At 70.6% G+C, this 24,907-nt stretch carries 20 protein-coding genes; 11 read left to right on the forward strand and 9 right to left on the reverse strand.

Features of this window, described 5'->3' with window-relative positions; translation table 11 throughout:
* Positions 1 to 5: 5 nt before the first annotated feature.
* The 4 genes from ETAA1_RS13600 to purD all read right to left on the reverse strand — a co-directional run bounded on the left by ETAA1_RS13600 (position 6) and on the right by purD (position 4,021).
* Positions 6 to 794, reverse strand: coding sequence for an ABC transporter ATP-binding protein (locus ETAA1_RS13600; protein ID WP_145238998.1), 789 nt, complete (start codon positions 792 to 794; stop codon positions 6 to 8).
* A gap of 1 nt (position 795) precedes the next feature.
* Positions 796 to 1,647 (reverse strand): MlaE family ABC transporter permease, encoded by an 852-nt coding sequence (locus ETAA1_RS13605; protein WP_145239001.1) that lies wholly within the window; start codon positions 1,645 to 1,647, stop codon positions 796 to 798.
* Positions 1,648 to 1,784: 137 nt separating this feature from the next.
* Entirely contained in the window at positions 1,785 to 2,636 is an 852-nt protein-coding gene (locus tag ETAA1_RS13610) for a site-2 protease family protein (RefSeq protein WP_145239005.1), read from the reverse strand.
* Between the two features lie 95 nt (positions 2,637 to 2,731).
* Positions 2,732 to 4,021: a phosphoribosylamine--glycine ligase gene (gene purD / locus ETAA1_RS13615; RefSeq protein ID WP_145239008.1), complete on the reverse strand. Its 1,290-nt coding sequence runs from the start codon at positions 4,019 to 4,021 to the stop codon at positions 2,732 to 2,734.
* A 159-nt stretch (positions 4,022 to 4,180) separates the two neighbouring features.
* Here purD and ETAA1_RS13620 point away from each other — a divergent pair, with 159 nt between their 5' ends.
* Positions 4,181 to 5,116: a metal ABC transporter solute-binding protein, Zn/Mn family gene (locus ETAA1_RS13620; protein ID WP_145239011.1), complete on the forward strand. Its 936-nt coding sequence runs from the start codon at positions 4,181 to 4,183 to the stop codon at positions 5,114 to 5,116.
* 13 nt (positions 5,117 to 5,129) lie between these two features.
* Complete coding sequence (locus ETAA1_RS13625) at positions 5,130 to 6,008, forward strand: metal ABC transporter ATP-binding protein (RefSeq protein ID WP_145239014.1); 879 nt, start codon at positions 5,130 to 5,132, stop codon at positions 6,006 to 6,008.
* Here ETAA1_RS13625 and ETAA1_RS13630 read toward each other — a convergent pair.
* The 5 genes from ETAA1_RS13630 to ETAA1_RS13650 all read right to left on the reverse strand — a co-directional run bounded on the left by ETAA1_RS13630 (position 5,984) and on the right by ETAA1_RS13650 (position 11,511).
* Positions 5,984 to 7,447 carry a hypothetical protein gene (locus ETAA1_RS13630; protein WP_145239017.1) on the reverse strand — a complete coding sequence of 488 codons (1,464 nt, stop codon included), beginning with the start codon at positions 7,445 to 7,447 and terminating at the stop codon, positions 5,984 to 5,986. The two genes, ETAA1_RS13625 and ETAA1_RS13630, sit on opposite strands and share 25 nt — an antisense overlap.
* The gene (locus tag ETAA1_RS13635) at positions 7,444 to 8,643 is read right to left on the reverse strand and encodes an MFS transporter (protein ID WP_202920876.1); all 1,200 of its coding nucleotides are present in this window, start codon (positions 8,641 to 8,643) and stop codon (positions 7,444 to 7,446) included. The genes ETAA1_RS13630 and ETAA1_RS13635 overlap by 4 nt, the downstream gene beginning before the upstream one ends.
* Positions 8,640 to 9,560: a dihydrodipicolinate synthase family protein gene (locus ETAA1_RS13640; RefSeq protein ID WP_145239023.1), complete on the reverse strand. Its 921-nt coding sequence runs from the start codon at positions 9,558 to 9,560 to the stop codon at positions 8,640 to 8,642. The genes ETAA1_RS13635 and ETAA1_RS13640 overlap by 4 nt, the downstream gene beginning before the upstream one ends.
* Positions 9,561 to 9,563: 3 nt before the next feature.
* The gene (locus ETAA1_RS13645; RefSeq protein WP_145239026.1) at positions 9,564 to 10,742 is read right to left on the reverse strand and encodes an enolase C-terminal domain-like protein; all 1,179 of its coding nucleotides are present in this window, start codon (positions 10,740 to 10,742) and stop codon (positions 9,564 to 9,566) included.
* Between the two features lie 109 nt (positions 10,743 to 10,851).
* Positions 10,852 to 11,511 (reverse strand): DedA family protein, encoded by a 660-nt coding sequence (locus tag ETAA1_RS13650; RefSeq protein ID WP_145239029.1) that lies wholly within the window; start codon positions 11,509 to 11,511, stop codon positions 10,852 to 10,854.
* Positions 11,512 to 11,660: 149 nt separating this feature from the next.
* On the opposite strand from ETAA1_RS13650, the gene ETAA1_RS13655 reads away from it, so the two are divergent.
* The 9 genes from ETAA1_RS13655 to ETAA1_RS13695 all read left to right on the forward strand — a co-directional run bounded on the left by ETAA1_RS13655 (position 11,661) and on the right by ETAA1_RS13695 (position 24,906).
* Positions 11,661 to 12,359, forward strand: coding sequence for a GntR family transcriptional regulator (locus tag ETAA1_RS13655; RefSeq protein WP_145239032.1), 699 nt, complete (start codon positions 11,661 to 11,663; stop codon positions 12,357 to 12,359).
* A gap of 30 nt (positions 12,360 to 12,389) precedes the next feature.
* Positions 12,390 to 15,611 (forward strand): DUF1553 domain-containing protein, encoded by a 3,222-nt coding sequence (locus ETAA1_RS13660; protein ID WP_145239035.1) that lies wholly within the window; start codon positions 12,390 to 12,392, stop codon positions 15,609 to 15,611.
* A gap of 117 nt (positions 15,612 to 15,728) precedes the next feature.
* Positions 15,729 to 17,189: a DUF1501 domain-containing protein gene (locus ETAA1_RS13665; protein WP_145239038.1), complete on the forward strand. Its 1,461-nt coding sequence runs from the start codon at positions 15,729 to 15,731 to the stop codon at positions 17,187 to 17,189.
* A gap of 14 nt (positions 17,190 to 17,203) precedes the next feature.
* Positions 17,204 to 17,926: a phospholipase D-like domain-containing protein gene (locus ETAA1_RS13670; RefSeq protein WP_145239041.1), complete on the forward strand. Its 723-nt coding sequence runs from the start codon at positions 17,204 to 17,206 to the stop codon at positions 17,924 to 17,926.
* 53 nt (positions 17,927 to 17,979) lie between these two features.
* Positions 17,980 to 20,103: a DUF7133 domain-containing protein gene (locus tag ETAA1_RS13675; protein ID WP_145239044.1), complete on the forward strand. Its 2,124-nt coding sequence runs from the start codon at positions 17,980 to 17,982 to the stop codon at positions 20,101 to 20,103.
* 31 nt (positions 20,104 to 20,134) lie between these two features.
* Complete coding sequence (locus tag ETAA1_RS13680; protein WP_145239048.1) at positions 20,135 to 21,586, forward strand: PAS domain-containing sensor histidine kinase; 1,452 nt, start codon at positions 20,135 to 20,137, stop codon at positions 21,584 to 21,586.
* A gap of 11 nt (positions 21,587 to 21,597) precedes the next feature.
* Positions 21,598 to 22,110 carry a nucleoside deaminase gene (locus ETAA1_RS13685; protein WP_145239051.1) on the forward strand — a complete coding sequence of 171 codons (513 nt, stop codon included), beginning with the start codon at positions 21,598 to 21,600 and terminating at the stop codon, positions 22,108 to 22,110.
* A gap of 130 nt (positions 22,111 to 22,240) precedes the next feature.
* On the forward strand, positions 22,241 to 23,962 hold the full coding sequence (locus tag ETAA1_RS13690) for an outer membrane protein assembly factor BamB family protein (RefSeq protein WP_145239053.1): 1,722 nt from the start codon (positions 22,241 to 22,243) through the stop codon (positions 23,960 to 23,962).
* Complete coding sequence (locus ETAA1_RS13695; protein ID WP_145239056.1) at positions 23,962 to 24,906, forward strand: nucleotidyltransferase domain-containing protein; 945 nt, start codon at positions 23,962 to 23,964, stop codon at positions 24,904 to 24,906. Before ETAA1_RS13690 ends, ETAA1_RS13695 begins: the two co-directional genes overlap by 1 nt.
* The last annotated feature ends 1 nt before the right edge of the window (position 24,907 follow it).

Genomic DNA, 24,907 nt, shown 5'->3' on the forward strand with positions numbered 1-24,907 from the left:
GGGAGCTACTCCTCCGCGCCGATCCGACGGGCGGCGTCGCCCTCCACGAACTCACGAACACGCGGGTCGGTCGCGGTCGCCAGCCCCGCCGGGGGGCCGTCGTACAGCACCTGCGGCTCGTCCGCCTTCAGCCGGCCGACGGGCTCCAGCATCACCACGCGGTCGGCCACCTTGTGGACCGTCCGCAGCTCGTGCGTCACGACGATGCTCGTCACCGGCCGGCGGCTCCGGGTGCGGAGGATGAGTTCGTTGATCACGTCCGTCATGATCGGGTCGAGGCCGGTGGTCGGCTCGTCGTACAGCATCACGTCCGGGTCGAGGGCCAGCGCCCGCGCCAGGCCGACGCGCTTCCGCATCCCGCCGGACAGTTCGGCCGGCATCTTCGGCTCGGCGGCCTCGGTGAGCCCCACTTCGGTCAGCCGGTCTCGCACCCGACTGCGGATGTCGGCCTCGGCGTACCCGCCCTTCGCGCGGAGGCCGAACGCCACGTTTTCGAACACCGTCAGGCTGTCGAACAGGGCCGCCTGCTGGAACAGGAAGCCCATCCGCAGCCGCATCTTCGTCAGCTCGGACTCGCCAAGGTCCGACACGCTGCGGTTCTCGAACAGCACGTCGCCGGTGGTCGGCTTCAGCAGGCCGACCAGGAGCTTCAAAGTCACCGTCTTACCGCAGCCGCTCTCGCCGATCACGCACACGGTCTGATGTGGCTCGACCGACAGGCTCAGGTCGCGCAGCACCGCGTGCCGGCCGAACCGGACGGACACGCCGCGGAGTCGGATGAGCGGGTCGGCCACGTCATATCACCTTCGACTTGGCGTCGGGCCAGATCATGTCGTGGACGCTGTTGGCAAACATCGACAGCACGAAGTCCAGCACGATGATCGACACGAAGGAGAACACGAACGCCTGCGTCGCGGCCCGGCCGACGCCCGCCGCCCCGGGCTTGCTGTGGAAGCCGCGGTGGCAGGCGATCAGCGCCATCACGCCGCCCAGCACGAACGCCTTGGCCACGCCGACGAACACGTCCCACACGCCGACGTAGTTCCGCGAGTGCTCCCAGTAGTGATGCGTGTCGATGCCGTAGACGTGGAGGCAGATGATGGTGCAACCCACCAGGCCGGCCACGTCGGCGAACACGGTCAGCATCGGGATCATCAGCAGCGAGGCGAGGAACCGCGGGGCCACGAGGTGCTTCACCGGGTCGACGCCGAGACACGCCAGGGCGTCGAGCTGCTCGCTGACGCGCATCGTCGCCAGCTCCGCGGCCATCGCCCCGCCGACGCGGCCGGCCAGCATCACCGACGACAGCACCGGGCCCAGTTCGCGCACCACGGACAGGTGAATCACCGCCCCGAGCGACGTTTCGAGGCCGACGGTGTGGAACTGGTTGTAGGTCTGCACCGCCAGCACCATGCCGATGAACAGCCCGGTGATGATGACCACGGACAGGCTGTTCAGGCCGATGTCGACGGCGACGCGGAGCCACTCGCGGCCGCTGAACGAGCGGCGGAACATGCCCGAGATGGCGCGGGTCGAGAAGAGCGTCCAGTCGCCGAGGCCGACGAGCGCGGTAGCGATCGGGCCGCCGATCGGGAGCACGTCCGCGTCGGGCGGCTTCGGCGGGGCGGGCGGCGTCTCGACGGTCATCGGCCACCCGGGGTTGGTGTCGGCTTCCCGACCGGGGCGGCGGTACGGACCGTAACGATTGTATCGGCGCGGGAGTTCGCGCGGGTTGAGGCCGAACGCAGAAAGCCCGCCGGTCGCGGCCGGCGGGCTTTCTCTGCTCAGTTCAAGATTTCTCGAACGGCGACGCCGTCGCGCCACTCCACCCACGCCCGGCGGCGGGCGTCCCACACCCAGCCGCTGAACGTCTCGTGGGGCCGCACGTCGATCACACGTATCGCGCCGCCGTCTTCGCCGGACCGGCCCCATCGCCAGCGGCTGTCCTCGGCGCGGACGGCGGCCAGCTCGGCGTGGCCGAGCAGGAACACGACCACCGCCACGAACGTCAGCATGAAGTGGCCCGCCATCAGGCCGTACACGCCGCCCACCACCGCCAGCACGCTGCCGACGCCGACCGCGGCTTTCGTCGCGTCGAGGCGAGACATTCCCGTGGCGAGCACGGCACGCAGCACGCGGCCGCCGTCCATCGGGAACGCCGGGATCAGGTTGAACAGCAGCAGGAACAGGTTCGCCTGCATCAGCCGGACGACGAAGCCGTCCACCGCGTCGAGGGCGCTGGGGTCGAACGAGCCGGGCAAGGCCACGCCGCCGCCGAGGAGCCCGACGAAGATGCCGGCCGCGATGGCGAGATTCACCGCCGGCCCGGCCAGCGCGATCACCACCTCCTGCCCCGGCTTCTCGGGCATCCGTTCGAGGCTGGCCACACCGCCCATCGGGTAGAGCGTGATGTCGCGGGTGCGAACGCCGTAGTAGCGCGCGGCGAGGGCGTGGCCGACTTCGTGGAGGGCGACGCAGCCGAACAGCGAGAACAGGAACAGTACTTCGCCCGCGGCCCCGCTCACGTTCCCACCGGCGACGCCGCCGACGAGCACGAACAGTGGCAGCAGCCAGAACGTGCCGTGGACGTACGTGTCGATGCCGAAGAACTTGCCGAGCCGCAGTGAGCCGAACATGGGTGTTTCCCCTCGGGAGGGGATACCGCCCACGCGGCCCCGCCCTCACACTCTATTCGAGGGGAACCGGACGGGATTGGGTGCGGGGATCGCCGTCACTTCTTCTTCAGCGCCTTGTCCGCGATGTCGGTGCGGAAGTGCATCCCGGGGAAACTGATGAGTTTCACTGCCTCGTAGGCCCTGGCCTTCGCCGCCCGCAGGTCGTCTCCCAGCGCCGTGACCGCCAGCACCCGGCCGCCGTCGGTCAGGACGCGGCCCTTGACGTCCAGCTTGGTGCCGGCGTGGAACACCTTCACTCCCGAGAGGGCATCGGCTTCGTCGATGCCCAGGATTTGCTTGCCGGTGTCGTATTTGCCGGGATAGCCGCCCGAGCACAGCACCACGCACACGGTCGGCCGGGCGTCCCACTCGATCTTGCCGTCGAACTGGTCGAGTCGCTCGTCGGCCACGGCTTCGAGTAGGTCGAGCAGGTCGGTCTTGAGCCGCATCAGTAGCGGCTGCGTCTCGGGGTCGCCGAAGCGGGCGTTGAACTCCAGCACCCGCACGCCTTGGTTCGTCATCATGATGCCGGCGTACAGCACCCCCTGGAAGGGAAAGCGGCCGCGCTTCATGGCGTGGACCGTCGGCACGAACACGCGGTCCTCCAACTCCTTCAGCAACTCCGGCGTGCCGATCGGGGCGGGGCAGTACGCGCCCATGCCGCCGGTGTTCGGCCCCTTGTCGCCGTCGTGGACGGCCTTGTGGTCCTGGCACGGCGGCAGTGGAAGGATGGTGCGGCCGCTTACCAGCGCCAGCACGCTGACTTCCTCGCCGTCGAGCCGCTTCTCGACCACGATCCGCCGGCCGGCTGTGCGGCCGAACTCGTCGCGCACCATGATTCGCTCGACGGCCTTTTGCGCCTCCAGCGTGTCCTTGCACACCACCACGCCCTTGCCCGCCGCGAGGCCGTCGGCCTTCACCACCACGGGGTAGTCGCGGCTCTGCACGTAGGCGCGGGCCGGGTCGGGGTGGTCGAACACGCGGAAGTCGGCGGTCGGCACGTCGGCGTGGCGCATCAACTCTTTGGCGAACACCTTGCTCCCCTCGACCCGCGCCGCCTCCTTGGACGGGCCGAACACCTTGTACCCTTTGTCGCGGAGGAAGTCGGCGAGGCCGGCGGCCAGCGGGTCCTCGGGGCCGATCACCACGAGGCCGATCTGCTCCTTGGCGCAGAAGCGGTTCAGCTTGTCCGTCTCGGTGTGGTCGATGGCCACACTCACGGCCCCGTCGCGGGACGTGCCGGCGTTGCCGGGCGCGCAGAACAGCTTCCCCAGCCGCGGCGACTGCTTCAGCTTCCAGACCAGGGCGTGCTCCCGGCCGCCCTTGCCGATCACCAGTACGTTCATGGACAGCCGCGGACGGGGGTGCGATGCCGACACCCCGCAAGTGTATTCACGAGTTGCTCGGGCGGGACGGGTTTCAAGCAACGGCTTGCCTTCAGTTGGAGTTTCGGCTAGACTAACAGCATTGATTAGTCTGTGCTTCTCGCCCACGAGTGAGTGCTGATGTCCCTCGCCCGTTGGTTGCTTGTGCTGGGCTGTGGTGTAGTCGCTGGATGCGGCGGCGGCGGACCGCCCGAGTTCACCGCGCCGCCCGTGAAGGTCGTGTGTACCACCACGATCGTCGCTGATCTCGTGAAGCACGTCGGCGGGGACCGTGTGACGGTGGACGTGCTGATGGGGCCGGGCGTGGACCCGCACCGCTACATCCCCACGGCCGGCGACCGGGCCAAACTGGAAGGGGCGCACCTCGTCCTCTTCAACGGTCTGCACCTCGAAGGCAAAATGACGGACACGTTCGAGAAGTCGCGCCGCCGGTTCCGCGCCTTTGCCGTCACCCGCGACCTGCCGGCCGACAAACTTCGCGCAGCCGACACCGACGGCGGCGAACACGACCCGCACGTCTGGTTCGACGTGAAGCTGTGGGCCGGAACGATCGGTCCGGTGCAGACGGAACTGTCGAAGCTCGACCCGGCCGGGGCCGCCACCTACTCGGCGAACGCCGAGGCGTATCGCAAGGAACTCGACGTCCTCGACGGCGAAGTACGCGCGGCGCTGGGGAGGCTGCCGAAGGAGCGGCGCGTGCTGGTGACGGGCCACGACGCCTTCGGCTACTTCGGCCAGGCGTACGGCGTCGAGGTACGGGGGTTACAGGGCGTGAGCACGGCCAGCGAGGTGGGCACCGCCGACCTGGACCGGCTGGCCGACTTCCTCGGCTCGAACCGCATCCCGGCCGTATTCACCGAAACGTCGATCCGCGACGACGGCCTTCAAGCGGTGCTCGAAAATACCCGCAAGAAGTACGGCCACAGCGTGCGGCTTGTCGGCGGCGACAACGCCCTGTACTCGGACGCCCTCGGCGCGCCGGGCACGCCGGGCGGCACATATGCCGGCATGGTGCGGCATAACGTGAAGGTGATCGTGGACGCCCTTGCGAACTAGGAGTGCGGTTGTGATGCGGTCGCCGGATGTTGCCGCCGAGCGGTCGGGTTGCGGGCCGTCCCATGGGCCCACGGTCCCCGCGCCTGAGAGTCCCCCCGCGATCGACGTTCACGACCTGACCGTCGCCTACGGCGAGAAGCCGGTCCTGTGGGACATCGACCTGACGGTGCCGGCCGGCGTGCTGATGGGCGTGGTCGGCCCGAACGGGGCCGGCAAGACGACGCTCATCCGCGCCATGCTCGGCCTGCTGAAACCGGTCGCCGGACGGGTGCTGGTCCAGGGGAAGCCGTACTCGGCTCGCGACCGGCTGGTCGCCTACGTCCCGCAGCGTGGCACCGTGGACTGGGACTTCCCCACGACCGTGCTCGACGTGGTGACGATGGGCACTTACGGCCGCCTCGGCTGGTTCCGCCGGCCGGGGGCGAAGGAGCGGGCGGAGGCGACGGAGGCGCTGGGCCGCGTCGGCATGGCGGGGTTCGCCGGGCGGCAGATCAGCCAGCTGTCGGGCGGGCAGCAGCAGCGGGTGTTCCTGGCGCGGGCACTGGTGCAAGACGCGCCGGTGTACCTGATGGACGAGCCGTTCCAGGGCGTGGACGCGGTGACGGAGCGCTCCATCATCGACATCCTGCGCGACCTGCGCTCGCGCGGCCGGACGGTGGTGGTGGTGCACCACGACCTGAACACCGTGCCGGCGTACTTCGACTGGGTGACGCTTCTAAACGTGCGGGTGGTGGCGTCCGGCCCGGTCGCGGAGGCGTTCACGCCGGCGAACCTGCGGGCCGCCTACGGCGAGCGGGTGACCGTCGTGGGGCCGGTTTCCACCCCCCCCGGCCTGACCCGGCCGGGTGGAAACCGGCCCCACGACGGTCACCCGCGCATCGACGACGGGTGAACGCCGTCGATGACGTTCATCATCCCCGCCACGGCTTCCAGCAGCGTCTCCAAACTTCCCGCGGCCACGGCCGCGATCTCCGACTGATAGATGACGTGGCTGTACGCCGCCGCCGGGGGCACGTACCCCGGCTGCCAGTCGTCGCAGATCGTCGCCACGATCACGGCCCGTCCGGGGAAGCGGCGCCGCAGTTCGACCTGGAACCACTGGTACAGCTCACCCGCGGCAAACACCCACCACGCCCCGCCGAGCGACCACACGCCGACGCGGTACGGGTACGTCGGCCCCGCCGGCAGCGCCGCCAGTCGGGCGAGTTGCCGCGTCATCCGCTCGGCGTGCGCCCGCGCCTCGCGGACGCGCTCGGTGTTCTCTTCCGCGCTGGCCGTCGCCTCCGCGTCCCGCCACTTCCGCAACTCGGCCTCCGTCGCGGGGCGGGTCGGCAGGTCGTGCCGGTACGGCAGCGGCACCACGTCCTGCGCCCCGCCGAACGACGCCTGACTGGTAGCCTCCTCGGGGCTTTGTGGCCGGTGCGCCCAGGTGCCGAGGGTCGCTCCGGACACGACCGGGCCGGTGTAAGCGAACACGGTCCCCGGCGGCGGCAGTGCTTCGAGCCCGGACAGCGCCGCGAACCCCAGCCGCCGGCCGTTGCGGTCCGCGACCGCCGGGTCGCCGACGTAGCCCTCCCGCGGGCCCAGGTCGCCGGACGCCCCCTGGAGGAACAGGCACGGCGCGCCGGTCTCGCGCTCGACCACTTCGCGCATCGCCCCCACGTAGTCGGGGCTCACGAGCGTGTTCTGCCACGCCAGCGTCGTCGGGTGGCAGGCGTAGTTCACCACCGTGCCGAGTGTCACCCCGCTGTCACTCACGGCGCGGGCAAGCGTCACGGTGTCGTCGGCGGGGCCGGCGGGGTTGAAGCCGCACACGATCTGCTCGGTCGCGGCGTCCCAGTAGTCGCGGTGGCGGGCGAGGTCGCACTTCGCCAAGCCGTACACGATCGTCGCCGGCGTCAGGTCCCGTGCGGCGTCCGCGGCCAGTTCCGCACACACGGCCGCGACGCGGTCGAGGTACGGGCCGATGAGGTCGCCGCCGGGGAGGTCCGCGCGCGACCGCGACAGCCACGCCGAACCGTGGGTGTGCGACAGCGCCAGGTGGACACGACCGACACCGATCCCGGCCGCCGCCGCCGCGGCCGCGCGGATGCAGTCCGCCTCCGCGCCGTCGAGGAGGCAGTGGTCGATGCCGAGGACGAGCAGTCGAGCCGGTCCGTCGGCGGCTTCCATCAAGAGCGCCGTCGCGGCGAGCGGGCGGTGGACGCCGGTGGCGCGCTCGTGCAGCGCGGCCCCCCACATGCGGTGGTAGATGCCCGCAGGTGGAGTGATGTCGGCGCGGGCGAACGCGGCCCGGCAGCGCGTCTGCGGCGTGGTCACGCGAGTCGTCACGTCGGCTCCTCGTACAGCGTGCGGGCCGGGTTCAGGAACACCCAGCACACGCCGGCCCCGGCGCACATCCCGCCGAACAGCAGGTACACGCCGTTCCAGTCGCCGGCCGTGCCGACCAGCTTCCCGGCGGCGTAGGGGAACAGCCCGGCGCCGACGTTCCCGGCCATGTTCATCGTGGCGAACACGATCGCCACGCGGGTGCCGCCCATCGACAGCGCCGCCGCGTAGGCCGCCGGCCCGGCCACGTAGGCGCAAAACGCCGCGACGCTCAGCAGCACCACCACATCGACGGCCGCACTGGCGAAGTAGGCGGCCACGGCCGCGACCGCTGCCACGGCCATGCACACGGCCGAGAGCCCGCAGCGGCTCAGCTTCTCGCGGCCGGTCCGCCGCAGAAGCCAGTCGGACGCGCTGCCGCCGACCAGGGCGCCGACGACGCCCGCGAGCAGCGGCCACGTCGCGAGGCTGCCGGACTCCGCGGGCGTGACGTGCTTCGTCTCCTGGAGCACTCGCGGGAACCACGTGAAGAACAGCGCCGTCGCCCCGGCCCGCATCAACTGCTGGAGGCACAGCAGCACCATGTCGCGGTCGGCGACGAGGAGCGTCCAGTCAAACGGTTCGTTCTTCACGACGGGACGCGGGGCGTCGGGTCGTGGCACCGCGACGGCGAACAGCAGTGCCCACGCCAGGCCCGGCACCGCGTATACGACCAGCACCGCCTGCCACGTCAGCGGGCCGAACAGCCGGCCGGTCACTTCCTGCGACAGCGCCGCGCCGCCGGCCATGAAGCACGCGAGCGCCCCGGACGCGAGCCCCTGTTCGGTTTTGGGGAAGGTGGCGCCGATCGCCTTCGTCGCGCACGGGAAGATGCCCGCCTGTGCGGCTCCCATCAGCCCCCAAAGCAGTGCCAGCCCGACGAACCCGCCGGCGAAGCCGACCACGGCCGTGAGTGCGGACCACGTCACGGCGAAGATCAAGAGTGCGGGCTTGCTGCCCAGGCGGTCGGCGAGCCAGCCGGCGGGGAGCTGGAAGGCGGCGTAGCCGGCGTACCACGCGAACCAGACGATGCCCATCGCCTCGGGGGTGAGTCCGAGTTCGCCCTCGATCGCCTTCGACGGCACGCCCAGCGCCGACCGCTGGAGGTATGCGACGAGCGTGATAAGGCACAGGAATGCCAGCAGCGTGTAGCGCGTCACCACGGCACACCGTGGAGCAAATCCTGGAGCCGGTCGAACAGCCGGTCCACCTCGGCGGCGGTCTCGGCGTCCAGCTCCCACCCGTAGGGGCCGCGGCGGCGGGCGGACGGGAACAGGCCGCGCTTCACCATCAGGTACTTCTCGACCGCAAGAAACCCGTCGAGGCCCGCTTGCAGTTGCAGGCTCACGACCGCACACACGGGGAAGTACGCGCGGTAAGCCGCGGTCTCGTCGCCCGCGCGCAGCGCCCGCCACACGGCGACCACACCGTCGAGAAGGTCCATGCCGGGCATCGTGCCCGCGATGCCGCGGCGAAAGCTGTCGATGAGGTACACGCCGCCGGAACCCTCGAAGATGCGGGCTGCGCCGCCGGTCGCGTCGCGCAACGCGGAGATGGTCGGCCCGTTCGGCGCGGCTTCCGGCTTGAACAGAATCTTGTCCGGCCCGTACCGCTCAAGGAGCTTCACGTACACCCCGAGCGGGATGGCTTGCCCGACGTAGCCGGACGCATCCTGCACGATGACTGGCCCCGCGATGGCGTCGGCTACGGCGCGGAAGTAGTCTGTGAGCTGTTCGACGCCGGGCCGCGCCGACAGCGGCGGCACGGCCATCACGGCGTCGCAGCCGACGCGCTCCGCGGCGACTGCGAACGCGACCGCCAGCTTCGTCCCTTCCGCCCCGACGGCCGCGAACACCGGCCCGCGCCCGGCGGCGGCCTCGACCAGCAACCGCGGCAGCTCGACGCGCTCGTCGGCCGTGAGCTTCAGCGTCTCGGACACCATGCCGGTGCCGAGCCCGTCGGCCCCGACGGCGAACGACCAGTCCACGGCGCGCGTCAGCGCGGCGGCGTCGATGCGGTCGTCGTCGGTGAACGGCGTGTGGGCGATAGCCAGCACACCCTCAAGTCGCTTCGGCATCGCTCACCAGTCTCCGACGCTGCCGTCGGGGTAGAACACGCGCTGCGGCAACTCCTGCTGGAACGGGTGCCGCTTCACCTCGGTCTCGTCGATGGTGATGCCGAGGCCCGGCCGCGAGTTCGGCTTCACGAGCCGGCCCTTCGGCTCGATCGTGAACCCTTCGGCGACCACGTCGCGCCGCCAGGGTACGTCTTCGGTCACCGTCTCGCAGATGGCGTAACTCGGCTGGCTGAAGCCGAATTCCAGGCTTGCCGCGGTGCTGACCGGTCCCTGCGGGTTGTGCGGTGCCAGAGCGATCCGGTGCGCCTCGGCGAGCGCGGCGATGCGGCGCGCCTCGGAGAGGCCGCCGCAGTGCGTGATGTCCACCTGACACACCTCGCAGGCGCGGGCCGCGAACAGCCGCTGGAACTCGGCCAGGTTCGTGACGCGCTCGCCGGTGGCGATGGGCGTGACGACGGCGCGGTTGATGGCCGCGAGCCCGTCCACCGACTCGGGCCAGCACGGTTCTTCGAGGAAGTACAGGCCGTAGGGTTCGAGCGCCCGGGCGAACTGGAGCCCCATCGCCGGCGACGGCCGGGCGTGGCAGTCCACCATGATGTCGACGCCGTCGCCGACCGCCGCACGCATCGCGGCGACAGCCGCCTCCGCGGTGCGGATCGGCTTCAGTCCGTCGAGCGGTAGCGTCGGCGGCACGGCCATGCACTTGAACGCGGTGTAGCCGTCGGCCACCGCCTGCCGGGCCAAGTCGGCGAAGCGCTTGGCGTCGTCCGCGGCCGTCTCGTAGAAGTCTTCCATCCGCCCGCCGCCCAGGTGGCAGTAGGTGCGGACGTGGTCGCGGACCGGCCCGCCCCACAGCTTCGCGCACGGCACGCCGCACACCTTGCCGAGGATGTCCCAGAGCGCCAGGTCGATGCCGGCGATGGCGGTGGCGCGGACGATGCCGTGCCCGTGCCAGAAGTGCTGGCGGTACATCATCTGCCACAGGTGCTCGACCCGCGTCGGGTCTTCGCCCACCACCAGCTCGGCGATGTCCTCGACGGCCCCTACCACGGCGCGGGTGTGCCACTCGAGCGTGGCCTCCCCCCAGCCGAACAGGCCGTCCTGGTCGGTCACCACCTTTACGAACACCCAGTTCCGCATCCGGGCGTGACAGACGTGCGTCTCGACGCGGGCGATTTTCATGCGGCGGGCCGGGGCGGCGGGGCGGGGTGCCGCCGAGTATCACACGAAAGCACATCCGGTGCAACGGGTGGAATTCGCGCTTCACTCTTCCAGCATCGCCTTCGCTTCTTTACATCGCAGGGACCGCCCCGGCCGGGTTCGTCGCCCCCGGGTCGCCCGCCGCGACCTCGACGGCAGCAACAGCCGGGGACACCGGCCCCGCCTCCCGTTTCTGCAGGTATTTGAAGTACCGGTACAGGCCGTACCCCGCCACCGGGATCGCCACGAACCACACGGCCGCGTGCCCGGCCTGCTTGAGCAGGTCCATCAGCCACGCCCCGCCGAAGAAAAAGATTCCCACCCCGACCACGCAGTAGATCAGGTCGGCGATGAGGAACTTCGTGAACGAGTAGCGTGCCGCCCCGGCGATGAGGAACACCCCGGTCCGCACGGGCGGCAGGAAGCGGGCCATGATGAGGAGCTTGATGCCGTGCTCGTGGATCCGCCCCTCCAGCCGCTGACGCCGCTTCGCGCTCAGCACCTTTTGCACCCAGCGATACTCGAACAGTTTCGGGCCGATCTTCCACCCGATGCCGTAGAGGAGGCAGTCGGCCGACAGAATTCCGAGGGCGGCCGATGGCCAAGCCCCCCACCACCGAACATCCGAGTGGAGTGCCGTGAGCCCGGCGGCGTACAGGATGCCCGCCTCCTCGGGGATTGGCGGCAGACCAATACCCGTCATGAACAACGCCACCCAAATCGAACCGTACCAGTAAAGCGCCTCGGACATGGACGACCCCCGGGAACGTGTCGTGAGGCACGATGCACGTCGCGTTCCGTAGTCGCGGTCGGATTCTGTAGAATCAGGTTGCCTGTGTTCGGGCCGCCGGTTATCCTGCACATGCCCGCCTGACTCCGTTTTCCCGCACGCTCTCCCGCATGCCGACGACGCGCTCCGCCGAACCGGGCTTCGACCACGGCCGCCGCCGGCCGTCGGTCGTGCGCGCCGTGCTCACGGATGTGTTCCAGGGGCGGCTCAAGGCCGGCGACCGGCTCGTCACGCAAACCCTCGCGCACCGTTTCGGCGTCAGCCACACTCCAATCCGGGAGGCGCTCATCGAACTCGCCGGCATCGGCGTCGTCGATTTGTTGCCCAACCGCGGGGCCGTCGTGCGGCGGGTCACGGCCAAAGACGTGCGCGAAGTCTGCCAGGTGCGGCGGTCGCTCGAATGCCTGGCGACGCGACACGCCTGCGGCCGGGTGGACCGCGAGACACTCGCCGGCCTCGGCGCCGAGAGCGAGACGCTCGTCACGGCCGGGGCCACACCCGACACGATCACTCAGGCCCGCGACGTGGACGACCGCCTGCACGACGCCATCGCCGCGTCCTGCGGGAATAGCTTCCTCCGCGCCGAGCTCGCCCGGCTGAAGACGCTGTTCCGCGCCTTCCGCGACGTGGCGTGGGAGCAGGAGGAAGAGCGGAAAGATTACCACCGGATCGGCGTGGAGGCGCGCGAGCACCTCGACCTGATCCGCGCTCTGGAGGCGGCCGACGCGAAAGCCGCCGGCCGGGCGATGGCCCGCCACATCCGCAGCGGCGAGGCCTACTGGACGCGGATCACGACCCGTTTGAACTGACCACCGAGACGACCCCGCGAGGGCACGCCGATGTCACGCTTCTCCCGCCTCGCCGGCCCGGCCGGCCTCCTCGCCCTCGCCGCCGCCGTCGGCTGGCCGTTCACCCCGCGTGCCGTCGAGGCCCAGCAGCCTGCGGCCGCGCCGACACCCGCGAAGCTCGAATACAACCGCGACATCCGGCCGATCCTGGCCGACAACTGCTTCGCCTGCCACGGCGCCGACAGCGCCGCCCGCAAGGCCGACCTTCGACTCGACCGCCGCGACGACGCGGTGCAGTCGGGCGCGATCGTGCCCGGCGACCCGGCCAAGAGTTCGCTCATCGAGCGCGTCTGCTCGACCGAGCCGACCGAGATCATGCCGCCGCCCAAGACCAAGAAGGTTGTCACGGAGGCGCAGAAGGCGACGCTCCGCCGCTGGGTCCAGGAAGGCGCCCAGTACCAGCCGCACTGGTCGTTCATCGCCCCCACCCGCCCGGCCGTCCCGGCGTTCACCGACGAAAAGGCCAAGGCGTTCGTTCGCACGCCGATCGACGCCTTCGTGCTGAAGCAGCTCCGCGCGAACGGGCTGGAGCCGGCGCCCGAAGCCGACCGCCGGACGCTCGCCCGCCGCCTCGCGCTCGACGTCACCGGCCTGCCGCCGGAGCCGGCCGACGTCGAAGCCGTCGTGAACGACCAGTCGCCGAACTGGTACGAGAGCTACGTCGAGAAGCTCATGGCGACGCCGCAGTGGGGCGAGCACCGCGGCCGGTACTGGCTCGACGCCGCCCGCTACGCCGACACCCACGGCATCCACTTCGACAACTTCCGCGAGATCTGGGCGTACCGCGACTGGGTCATCAACGCCTACAACCGCAACCTGCCGTTCGACAGGTTCACCGTCGAACAACTGGCCGGCGACATGCTCCCCGAGCCGACGCTCGACCAGCGCGTGGCCACCGGGTTCATTCGCTGCAACATCACGACCAACGAGGGCGGCATCATCGACGAGGAGTACGCCGTCCTGTACACCCGCGACCGCACGGAGACGATCAACGCCGTGTGGATGGGGCTGACGGCCGGGTGCGCCGTCTGCCACGACCACAAGTTCGACCCGATCTCGCAGCGCGAGTTCTACAGCATGGCCGCGTTCTTCAACAACCTGGCCGTGCCCGTCCGCGACGGGAACATTCCGAACCCGAACCCGATCATCCCCGTGCCGCGCGGCGAGGACCGCGCCCGGCTCGATCAGCTCACGCCGGAGATGACCGCCGCGAAGGCGAAGGTCGACAGCCGCAAGACCGCCGCGAAGGCCGACTTCGCCGCCTGGCTGAAGACGGCGAAGGCCGAGGACTTCGGAAAGCAGGCGCCGGTGGGGTCGCTGGAGTTCCACGCCCCGCTCCGCGAGGACGCGGGCAAGTCGGTCGGCGTGGTGGTGAACGGCAAGGCCCGTGAGGCGAAGTTCGCCGGCGGCTACGACTGGTCCGTCGCCCGTGCCGACAAGGGCAAAGCCTTCACCATCCGCGCCGGCGAGAAGCTGAGCTTCAAGGACGTGGGCGACTTCGACCGGACGCAGCCGTTCGCCGTGTCGTTCTGGGTGACGATCGACAAGAAGGGCTCGGGCAACGGCGCCGTCGTGGCCCGGATGGACGAGGCCAACGGGCACCGCGGCTGGGACGTGTGGATTCAGGCCGACCGCATCGGCACGCACGTCGTCAACACGTGGCCGGGCGACGCCATGAAGGTGGTGGCGAAGGGCGTCATCCAGCCGGGGAAGTGGACCCACGTGACCGTGGCCCACGACGGCACCGGCAAGGCGGCCGGCACCAAGATCTACTACAACGGCGAGCCGCAGCCGTTCGACACCGAGGCCGACGCGCTGAAGTCCACGACCCGCACCGCCGTACCGTTCACGATCGGCCAGCGCCACACGACCGGCCGGTTGAACGGCGTCGCCCTCGAAGACCTCCGCATCTACGCCCGTACGTTCACGGCCCTCGATGCCTCACAGTTGGCCGGCTCCCGCCGCGTCGCTGACCTGCTCTCGAAGGACGCCGCCACCCGCTCCGCCGCCGAGACCGCCGAGCTATTCAACTGGTGGCTCGTGTCGCAGGACCGCACCTACCAGCAGCTCTCGGCCGCCTACCGCAAGCTGCAGGAGGAGGAAGTTTCCATCCGCGGCCGCGGCACCATCGCACACGTGGCGGTGGAAAAGGCGGGGGCGCCGGAGGCGTTCATCCTTCACCGCGGCGACTACGACAAGCGGCGCGACAAGGTCGGGGCGGCCACCCCCGTCGCACTGTCGGCGTTCCCCGCGGACCTGCCGAAGAACCGGCTCGGCTTCGCCAACTGGCTGCTGCGGCCCGACCACCCGCTGACGACGCGCGTGACGGTGAACCGCTTCTGGCAGGAACTCTACGGCACCGGCCTCGTCCGCACCGCCGGCGACTTCGGCACCACCGGCGAGCTGCCGAGCCACCCCGAGTTGCTCGACTGGATGGCCATCGAATTCCGCGAGAAGGGCTGGGATGTGAAGCAGTTCTTCAAGCTGCTCGTTACGTCGTCCACGTACCGCCAGGCGGCGGTGGCGACGCCGGAGAAGGTGGCGAAGGACCGCGACAACCGGCTCCTGAGCCGCGGGCCGCGCTTCCGGATGGACGCCGAGATGGTGCGCGACTCGGCGCTCGCGGCGAGCGGGCTGTTGGTGCGGCGGATCGGCGGGGCGAGCGTGCGGCCGTACCAACCGGACGGCGTGTGGGAGGCGGTGGCGATGATCGGGAGCAACACCCGCGACTACCGCCGCGACACCGGCGAGAGCCTGTACCGCCGCAGCCTGTACACGTTCTGGAAGCGGTCGGCCCCGCCGGCGTCGATGGAGGTGCTGAACGCCCCGAACCGCGAGCTGTGTACGGTCCGCCGCGACCGCACGAACACGCCGCTGCAAGCCCTCCTGACGCTGAACGACGTGCAGTACGTCGAGGCCGCCCGGGTGCTGGCCGAGCGGGCGATCAAGACCGGCGGCGCGACGCCGCAGACGCGCCTCGACTTCGTGGCCCGGCGGCTGCTGTCGCGCCCGTTCCGCGACAACGAGCGGCCGGTGGTCGAGGGCGTGCTGACCGACCTGCTGGCGCACTACCGCGCGAAGCCGGACGAGGCCCGCCGGCTGATCGCGTTCGGCGAGAGCCGCGCCGACGCGACACTCGACCCGATCGAATTGGCGGCGTACACGATGGCCGTGAACCAGCTGATGAATCTGGACGAGGTTCTGAACAAGTAGTCGAGCGCGGCGAGCGGCCCGCGTCAGCGGGCTGTTGCTCTTGCGATACGAACAACACACCAACAGCCCGCTAACGCGGGCCGCTCGCCTCACCCATAGCACACGCGAGGACCGGCCATGATCTTCGAAAACCCTGCGCTGCTGGCCCAGACGCGCCGCCACTTCTTCGGCTCGTCTGCACTCTCGCTCGGCGGCGCCGCCCTCGGGTCGCTGCTCGGCGGCACCGCCCGCGCCGCCGGCAGCCCCACGGCCCACGGCGCCGCCCTCCGCGAGACGCACTTCCCGGCGAAGTGCAAGAACGTGATCTACCTGCACATGGTCGGCGGTCCGGCCCAGATGGACCTCTACGACTACAAGCCGAAGATGGTGGACTTCTACGACAAGGACCTGCCCGACAGCATCCGCCGCGGCCAGCGCCTCACCACGATGACCAGCGGCCAGGCCCGCTTCCCCATCGCCCCGTCGGTGTACAAGTTCGCGCGTCAGGGCCGCTGCGGCATGTGGATGAGCGAGCTGCTGCCGTACACGGCCCGCATGGCCGACGACATGGTGTTCATCCGCTCGATGCACACCGAAGCCATCAACCACGAACCCGCCATCACGTACATTCAGACCGGCAACCAGGTGACCGGCCGGCCGTGCCTCGGGGCGTGGATGAGCTACGGCCTCGGCAGCCTCAACCAGAACCTGCCGACGTTCGTCGTCATGGTCGCCAAGCCGACCAACCAGGACCAGGTGCAGGCCATCTCGGCCCGGCTGTGGCAGAGCGGCTACCTCCCCGGCGAGCACGCGGCCGTGTCCTTCCGCGCGGCCGGCGACCCGATCCTCTACATCAACAACCCGCCGGGCGTGGACCCCGCCGTTCGCCGCCGCACCCTCGACGGCATCGGTCAACTCAACCAGCTCGAACACCAGCGCACCGGCGACCCCGAGACGCTGACGCGGATCGCGCAGTACGAGATGGCCTTCCGCATGCAGACGAGCGTACCGGAACTCGCCGACCTGAACCGCGAGTCGGCCCGCACCCTCGACATGTACGGCCCCGACGTTCACAAGCCCGGCTCGTTCGCGCACACGGCGCTGACCGCACGGCGACTCGTCGAGAAGGGCGTGCGGTTCGTGCAGGTGTACCACAACAACTGGGACCACCACGGCAACCTGACCGGCCGCATGCAGTTCCAGTGCAAGGACGTGGACCAGCCGTGCTGGGCACTGATTCAGGACTTGAAGGCCCGCGGCCTCCTCGACAGCACACTGGTCATCTGGGGCGGCGAGTTCGGGCGGACGATCTACAGCCAGGGGGGACTGTCGAAGACGAACTACGGCCGCGACCACCACCCGCGTTGCTTCACGATGTGGATGGCCGGCGGCGGGTCGAAGGGCGGCACGATCTACGGCGAGACGGACGACTTCAGCTACAACATCGTCAAGGACCCGTGCTCGATCCCGGACTTCCAGGCGACGATCCTCCACCTGATGGGGATCGACCACGAGCGGTTCACGTACCGCTTCCAGGGACTCGACCAGCGCCTCACCGGCGTCGAGCCGGCGAAGCCGATCCGCGAGCTGATCGCGTAGCCCGGAGCCGCCCGATGAATGCCGCCGACGCCGAGCGCGTCCTCGCCCAGACGCTCGACGACCTCACCCTCTCCGGGAGCGAGAAGACGGCGCTCGCGGCGTGGGTGACGGCCAACGCGAGGACCGACGCGCAGCGCGGCGTCGTCCGGCACGCGGCGTTCGATCTGGCGCGGAAGGCGTCGGCGAACCTCCCCGCCGACCGGATCATCACCTGGCTCGAAGACGTGATGCGAACCGTGGCGCCGGTCCAGGCGGCAGCGCCGCCGCGCGGCGGACCGGCGGCCGCCGATCTCGTGTTCTTCTCACCCGGCGACGGCTGCTGGCGGCACCTGGTCAGCCGCATCAGCCAGACGCGGCGCACCCTCGACCTGTGCGTCTTCACCATCACGGACGATCGTGTCTCGCACCCCATCCTCGACGCCCACCGCCGCGGCGTGAAGGTGCGGATTATCACCGACAACGAGAAGGCCCACGACGCCGGCTCCGACGTCCACAAGTTCCAGGCCGCCGGCATCCCCGTGAAGGTGGACGACGTGCCCGGGCCGGGCGTGTCCGGGCTCACCGGCCACATGCACCACAAGTTCGCCGTCTTCGACGGCGCCCGCCTCGTGAACGGCAGCTACAACTGGACCCGCGGCGCGGCCGACTGCAATTACGAGAACGTCGTCGACAGTGCCGACCCGAAGCTGGTCGGTGTGTTCGCCGCAGAGTTCGAGCGGTTGTGGAACAAGTTCTGATCCCGTAAACTGGCCGCACCCGCCACCCACCCCCTCCCGCGCCGAGCGCGTTCATGCTCCTCCGCACGCTGCCACCCGCCGCGCTCCTCGCGGCCCTCACCGCCGCCCTCCTGACGGCGCAGCCGAAGCCGCCCGACGGCGACTACGTGAAAAAGGCCACCCGCGCGGACACGGTCGCGGCCACGCTCGCGTCCCACAAGTTGCCGAACCTCGGCGGCAAGTGGTACTTCGTCGGCCCGTTCGACAACCCGGACAAGACCGGCTTCGACCGCGAATTCGGCCCCGAGAAGGGGGCCGTGGACCTGACCGCGAAGTACCCGGGGAAGGGCGGCAAGCACGCGGTCTGGGCCGAGTTCAAGGGCTTCAGGCTCGGCCAGGTGCTGGACCTCGCCGCGCTCTTCCCGCAGGAGCACAAGAACAACAGCGTCGTCTACCTGTACCACGAGTTTGACTCCGACCGCGAGTTCCGCCTCCCGCTGTCCCTCGGCTCCGACGACACGCTCAGCGTGTACTTCAACGGCCGCCGGCTGCTGCACGAGCCGCACGAGCGCGCCGCGGCGCCGGACCAGGACCGGGTCGAGCTGCCGGTCGTGGCCGGGAAGAACCGGCTGCTCATCAAGATCGCGCAGCACGCCGGCGGGTGGGAGGCCTACGTCGCCCCCGAACTCCCGCTCGTCGTGCCCGAGACGATCCGCCGCCGCGTCACCCGCGACTTCCCGGCGTCGGGCGAGGTTCAGGCCGCGCAAGCCGCGGCGGGCGCGGAGGCGACGCACTACGCCGTGAGCACGCTACCACTCCCCGACGACTGCGTTCTGGAAGTCGGCGGCCTGGCGTTCCGGCCCGACGGCAAGCTCCTCGCCTGCACCCGCCGGGGCGAGGTGTGGCTCGTCCACAACCCGCTCGAAGCCGACCCGCGGAACGTGAAGGTCACCCGCTTCGCCACCGGCCTGCACGAGGCCCTCGGCATGTGGGTGCAGGACGACAAGACGGTGTTCGTCGTCCACCGGCCGGAAGTCTGCAAGCTGACCGACTCCGACGGCGACGGCGTGGCCGACGCGGTCGAGACGGTGTGCGACAAGTGGGGCGTGTCCGGCGACTACCACGAGTACGCCTTCGGCCCGGCCCGCGACCGCGACGGCAACTTCTACGTCACACTGAACGTCGGCTTCGGCGGCGGCCACCAGGCGAAGGCGCCGTGGCGCGGGTGGTGCGTCAAAATCAACCCGCGGACCGGCTCGATGGAGCCGTGGGCGTACGGGCTGCGGTCGCCGAACGGCGTAAACTTCAGCCCCGACGGCGACCTGTTCTACGCGGACAACCAGGGCGAGTGGGTGGCCACCAACAAGCTCCACCACATCCAGCGCGGCAAGTTCTTCGGCCACCAGGCCGGCCTGCGCTGGCTGCCGTTCTCGCCGTTCGCCGGGCTCGTGCCCGAGAAGGTGGCCAGTGGCATGATGTACGACGGCCAGAAGGGGCCGGGCGCGAACGCCCCCGCGGGGATGCCGCAGCTCGACCCGCCGGCGATCTGGTTCCCCTACGGCCGGATGGGGCGCTCGCTCAGCGAGCCGATCTGGGACACGACCCGCGGCAAGTTCGGCCCGTTCGCCGGGCAGTGTTTCGTCGGCGACCAGAGCACGTCCGTGGTCATGCGGGTAGCGCTGGAGAAGGTGAACGGCGTGTTCCAGGGGGCGTGCTTCCCGTTCCGCGCGGGCTTCCAGTCCGGCGTCAATCGGCTCGCCTTTGCCCCCGACGGCTCCCTGCTCGTCGGCGAGACGAACCGCGGCTGGGGCTCCGCCGGCGGCCGGCCGTTCGGGCTCCAGCGCGTGACGTTCACAGGCACCGAGCCGGCGGAAATTCACCACGTCGCGCTCACGAAAACCGGGTTCGACCTGACGTTCACGAAGCCGGTTGACGTGAAGTCGGCCGAGGCGGCGGTGCCGGTGGAGTCGTACACCTACATCTACTCCAGCGCTTACGGATGCCCCGAGACCGACCGCCGGGCGGAAGCGGTCGCCTCCGCGCGGCTGTCGGCGGACGGGCGGACTCTGTCGCTGGACGTGCCGGGTGTGCGGCCGGGGCGGGTGTACGCCCTGCGGCCGGAGTCGATCCGCACCCGGACGGGCGAGCGGCTCGTGCACCCCGAGGCCTACTACACTGTGAATCAGACGGTCCGCTAGCGCCGGCGGGACGCCGGCCGAGGGCTTGGAGATGAAATCGTTCCCGGCCGCCGAGTCGGCGGCCATCCTCGATTCGCTGCCGGTCGTCGTCTTCCGCATCGGCCCGGACCTGCGCCTGACCTACGCCAACCGCCCGACCTGCGAACTACTCGGCCTCACTCCCACCCAGGTGGTCGGCCGGTCGTGCCTGGAAGTGGGCATGGAGCCGGCCACCTACGGCCGGTGGGTCGAACACCTCCGCACCGCCTTCCGCACCGGCCAGCCCGGTCGCTTCCAGTACCTCCGCCCGCCGCCCCCGGCCGAGATGCTCTTCGAGTACCGGTTCGTACCCGAGCGCGGGGCCGACGGCGCGGTCGCGTCCGTACTCGTGGCCGCGTTCACGGTCGACGAGGTGAAGGAACTGCGGGCCGAACTCCGCGCCGAAGAGGAGCGGTTCCGCGCGTTCATGGACCGCCTCCCGGCCAACGCCTGGATGCGGAACGAGGCGGGCGTCTACGTGTTCGTCAACAGCACCTACCTGGCCCACTACGGCTTCCGCCCCCAGGACGTGATCGGCCGGACGGTGGACGAGGTTTGGCCGGCCGACGTGGCCGCCCGGTTCCGCTCCACCGACGAGCGGGTGTACGCCGTCTGGAGGGCCGAGCAGTTCCTGGAGGTGGCCCCGGAACCGGACGGCACGCCGCGGTCGTGGCTGAACGTGAAATTCCCGTTCACCGGCCCGGACGGCGTGCGGTACGTCGGCGGTGTGGGGATCGACGTGACCGACCGCGAGCGCGAGGCCGCCGCCCGCCGCGAGCTCGACGCCCGGCTCGTCAGCGCGGAGAAGATACAGGCACTCGCCCTGCTGGCGGCCGGGTCGGCGCACGACTTCAAGAACGTGCTCTCGGTGATTCTCGGGAACGCGGATTTGGCGGCGGGCGCGGTGCCGGCGGAATCGCCGGCGCGGGAGTACTTGCGCCAGCTGAGCCTCGCCGGAGACCGGGCGGCGGAACTGTGCTCCCAGATGTTCGCGTTCGCCGGCGGCGCCCAGCCGCGACCGGGGCCGACCGACCTGGGAGCGGTGGCACGCGACACGCTCCGGATGAGCCAGCCGCCGCGGACGAGTGGCGTCCGCGTGGTGGTCGCGGCCGAGTCGAACCTACCGCCGGTGTGGGCCGACCCGTCGCAGCTCAGTCAGGTCGTCCTCAACCTGGTGACGAACGCGGTCCAGGCGATCGGCCGGAACCCGGGTACGGTTCGCGTCGGCGTGTCGGCCGCGGACGATTGCGTGATCATGGAGGTGAGCGACGACGGGTGCGGCATCCCCGCGGCCCATCTGGGGCGGGTGTTCGACCCGTTTTTCACCACCAAGCCGGACGGCAGCGGGCTCGGCCTCGCGGCCGTGGCCGGGATAGTCCGCGACCTCGGCGGTACAATTGCGGCGGAGTCGGCAGCCGGCGCGGGCACCACGTTCCGCGTGTCGCTGCCGGCGTACCACGCCTGACCCGGAGTCGAATGGACCCCTTCAGCCCACCCGACCTGACCTTCACCGACCCCGGCCACCCGTTCCACGTCCACCACATGGAACTGGCCCTCGCCGAGGCCGCCGTCGCCGACGCCGAAGACGAAGTCCCGGTCGGCGCGGTCGTGATCCACCCGCACCGCGGGGTGATCGCGTCGGCCCACAACCAGCGCGAGCAGCTGAAGGATCCGACGGCCCACGCCGAGATGATCGCCATCACCCAGGCCGCGGCGGCGCTGCGGTCGTGGCGGCTCGAAGGGTGCGTGCTGTACGTCACGCTCGAGCCGTGCCCGATGTGCGCGGGGGCGATCGTGCAGGCCCGGCTGCCGCTCGTCGTGTACGGCTGCACCGACCCGAAGGCGGGGGCGTGCCACACGCTGTACCAGATCGCCTCCGACCCGCGGCTGAACCACCGCGCGTCCGTCGTCGGCGGTGTGCTGGCCGAGCGGTGCGCCGCCGTGCTCACGACGTTCTTCGCGCGGAAGCGGGCGCTCGGGAAGAAGTAACGCCGGCACAACCCGCACGGCCGGCACCTGTCGCACCCCCGGCCCGGCACGATCCGGGGTCGCTGCTTCAGCCCGGCCGCGGCGGCTGGTAGAGTGATGGAATCGGCCCCGTCGCCCCGGAGAGTCCGCCATGTGGTCCCGCTCGGCTGCCGCCGCCGGCCTCGTCCTCGGACTGGGTGCGCTGTCCACCGGCCAGTCACCGTCGCCCTACTCCCGGGCGGTGCCGCCAGACGCCGCGGCGCTGGCCCGCCTCAACCTCCGCGTCGAGTGGGCGCAATTCCTGCCGATCGCCGGCGGCCGCGACACCGTGCAGATGGTGCAGACGATCGGCGACCAGCTGTTCGTCCAGACGCGGACCGGCCACCTGATCGCCGTGGACGCCCGCACCGGCCGCATCCAGTGGCAGGCGGCTCTGGGCAACGGCGGGTACTCGAACGTCTACCCGGTGGCGGCAAACGACCGGTTCGTGTACGTGGCGCACGTCACCCGGGCCTACGCCTTCTACCGCGACACCGGCGTGCTCGAGTTCACGGCCGAGCTCGGCACCACGCCGGTGGCGGGCCTGTCGGCCGATGCCCGCGGGCTGTACGCGCCGCTGGCCACGCAGCCCGGCGCGGCCGGCGAGCACCGCGTGCTCGCGCTCGAACTCCCGAACCCGATCGTCATCCCCGACCTGACGAGAGAGAAGGCACCGAAGGCCGGCGAGGCGGTCATCGGCCGCGCGAACCCGGTCGACCAGCTGACGGACCGCTACCCCGCGCCGGGGGTGTACCGGTCGTCTAACCCCGATCAGTTCGACCGCCCGCCGACCGGGGGCTTCGAGCAGCCTCGGGCCAGTGGGGGTGGCGGCGGCAGCCGCAGTCCGTCGCTGGCAGCCGTCCCGCGCGTCACGCCGCCGTACACGATCGAGGGCCATCCGACCTCGCCGTCGCTGCAGACGGTGCCGTCACTCCGCCAGCCGTACCGGCTCCGCGACGACTCCGGAAAAAACGTGCAGCGCACCCCGTCGATCGGCACCATTCCGCCGTCTGTGTCCGCGGCACTGGCCCTGACCGACCTGCGGCCGCAGGGCGTGAAGCCGAAGGTGCGGTGGGAGTACGGGCTGACGACGCGCATCCGCTTCGCCCCGGTTTTGACGCCGTCGCGGGTGTGGATCGTCACCGATTCCAAGAGCAAGCTCGCCCTCGGCAAGGCCGACCGCGTCGTCGAGGTGGACGGGCCGATGTGGGAGGAGGTGGCCGCCCCCCCCGGGAGGGCCGGCGTCATCGCCTACGTGCCGCTGTCGGACGGGAGCCTGCTCGCGGTCGATCTGGAGGGCGGCAACCGCATCAGCGGCGTGAACATCTTGTGGCGGACGAACGTCGGCGGCATCCTGAACCACACCCCGCTAGTGACCGAGGACGCGGTGTTCGCCAGCGGCGACCACTCGGGCGTAGTGCGAGTGGACCGGAAGACGGGCGCACAGGTGTGGCGGACGGACCGGCAGGCGGACCGGCTGCTGGCGGTGAACCAGGACTTCGCGTACGTCCGCGACAACCTCGGCAAGCTGCTCGTGTACGACGCGCGCCGGCCGACCGAGGCGAACGGCCGCGCCGCCCCGCTGACCAGCCTCGGCATCCCGGAGTTCAACATCCCGGTGGTCAACACCGTGTCCGACCGGCTGTTCCTGGCCGCCGACAACGGGCTGATCGTGTGCCTCCGCGACGCCGCCCGCAAGTACGAGTCGCCGGTGCGGATGGCCCCGCCAGTCACGGTCGATCCGGTGCCGCGGCAGGCTGCCCCGCCGGCAGGGATGCCGCCGATGGAGGCGATGCCGAAGGTCGAACCGCCGCCGGCGCCGCCGAAGAACTGATGTCCGACCCGCTGCCGCCGTCGTTCCTCCTCCCACCGGGGACACACGTCGTCCTCCGCGCCGACCGCAAGCTTCCGGGCACCGACGCTACCCGCCCAGCGGGCAGCGTCGCGGTGGTGGTTGAGTCCCCGGCGTCCAACGACCGTCCGTACGTCGTCCGCTTCCTGGACGGCGCCACCGCCCGGTTGAAGTTCGGCGAACTCCTCGTCCGCCGCGGCGACCACTCCGTCGAGGCGCCGGCCGCGACGCCGGGGCCGGACGTGTCGCCGTTCGTGATCTACCGCGTCACGGTGGGCTCCCGCGCGTTCGGCCTCGCCACCGAGACGTCGGACGAAGACCGGCGTGGCGTCTACCTGCCGCCGGCCGACTGGCACTGGTCACTGACCCGCCCGCCGGAGCAGGCCGAGACGACGAGTGTTGGCGTGGAGGAAGTCGTCTGGGAGGTGGAGAAGTTCGTCCGGCTGGCGCTCCAGGCGAACCCGAACATCCTGGAGACGCTCTGGGTTCCTGTGGTGTCGTTCGCCGACGAGACGGGCGAGGAGCTGCGCCGCGTCCGCGGTGCGTTCCTGTCGCGGCACCTGTACCGCACCTACTCCGGCTACGTACTGTCGCAGTTCGGCCTGATCGAGAAGCGGCACGCGGCCGGCGGCACGTACAAGCCGAAGCACGCAATGCACCTGCTGCGGTTGCTCCACAGCGGCATCCACGCCCTGACCACCGGCGACATCCGCGTCGACGTCGGTGAGCACCGAGCGGAGTTGCTGGACGTTCGCAGTGGCCGGTGGTCCTTCGCCGAGGTGAAGGCCCGGGCTCTCGAGCTGGACCGGTTGTTCCAGGAGGCCTTCGAGCGGACGGCGCTGCCGGAGCGGCCGGACACCGACGCGGCGAACCGCTTCCTGATCGCGGCACGCCGCCGGCGGGCGGCGGAGGCGTTGAAGGAGTAGC

Origin of the sequence: Urbifossiella limnaea, from assembly GCF_007747215.1 — a bacterium.
Classification (GTDB): Bacteria; Planctomycetota; Planctomycetia; order Gemmatales; family Gemmataceae; genus Urbifossiella; species Urbifossiella limnaea.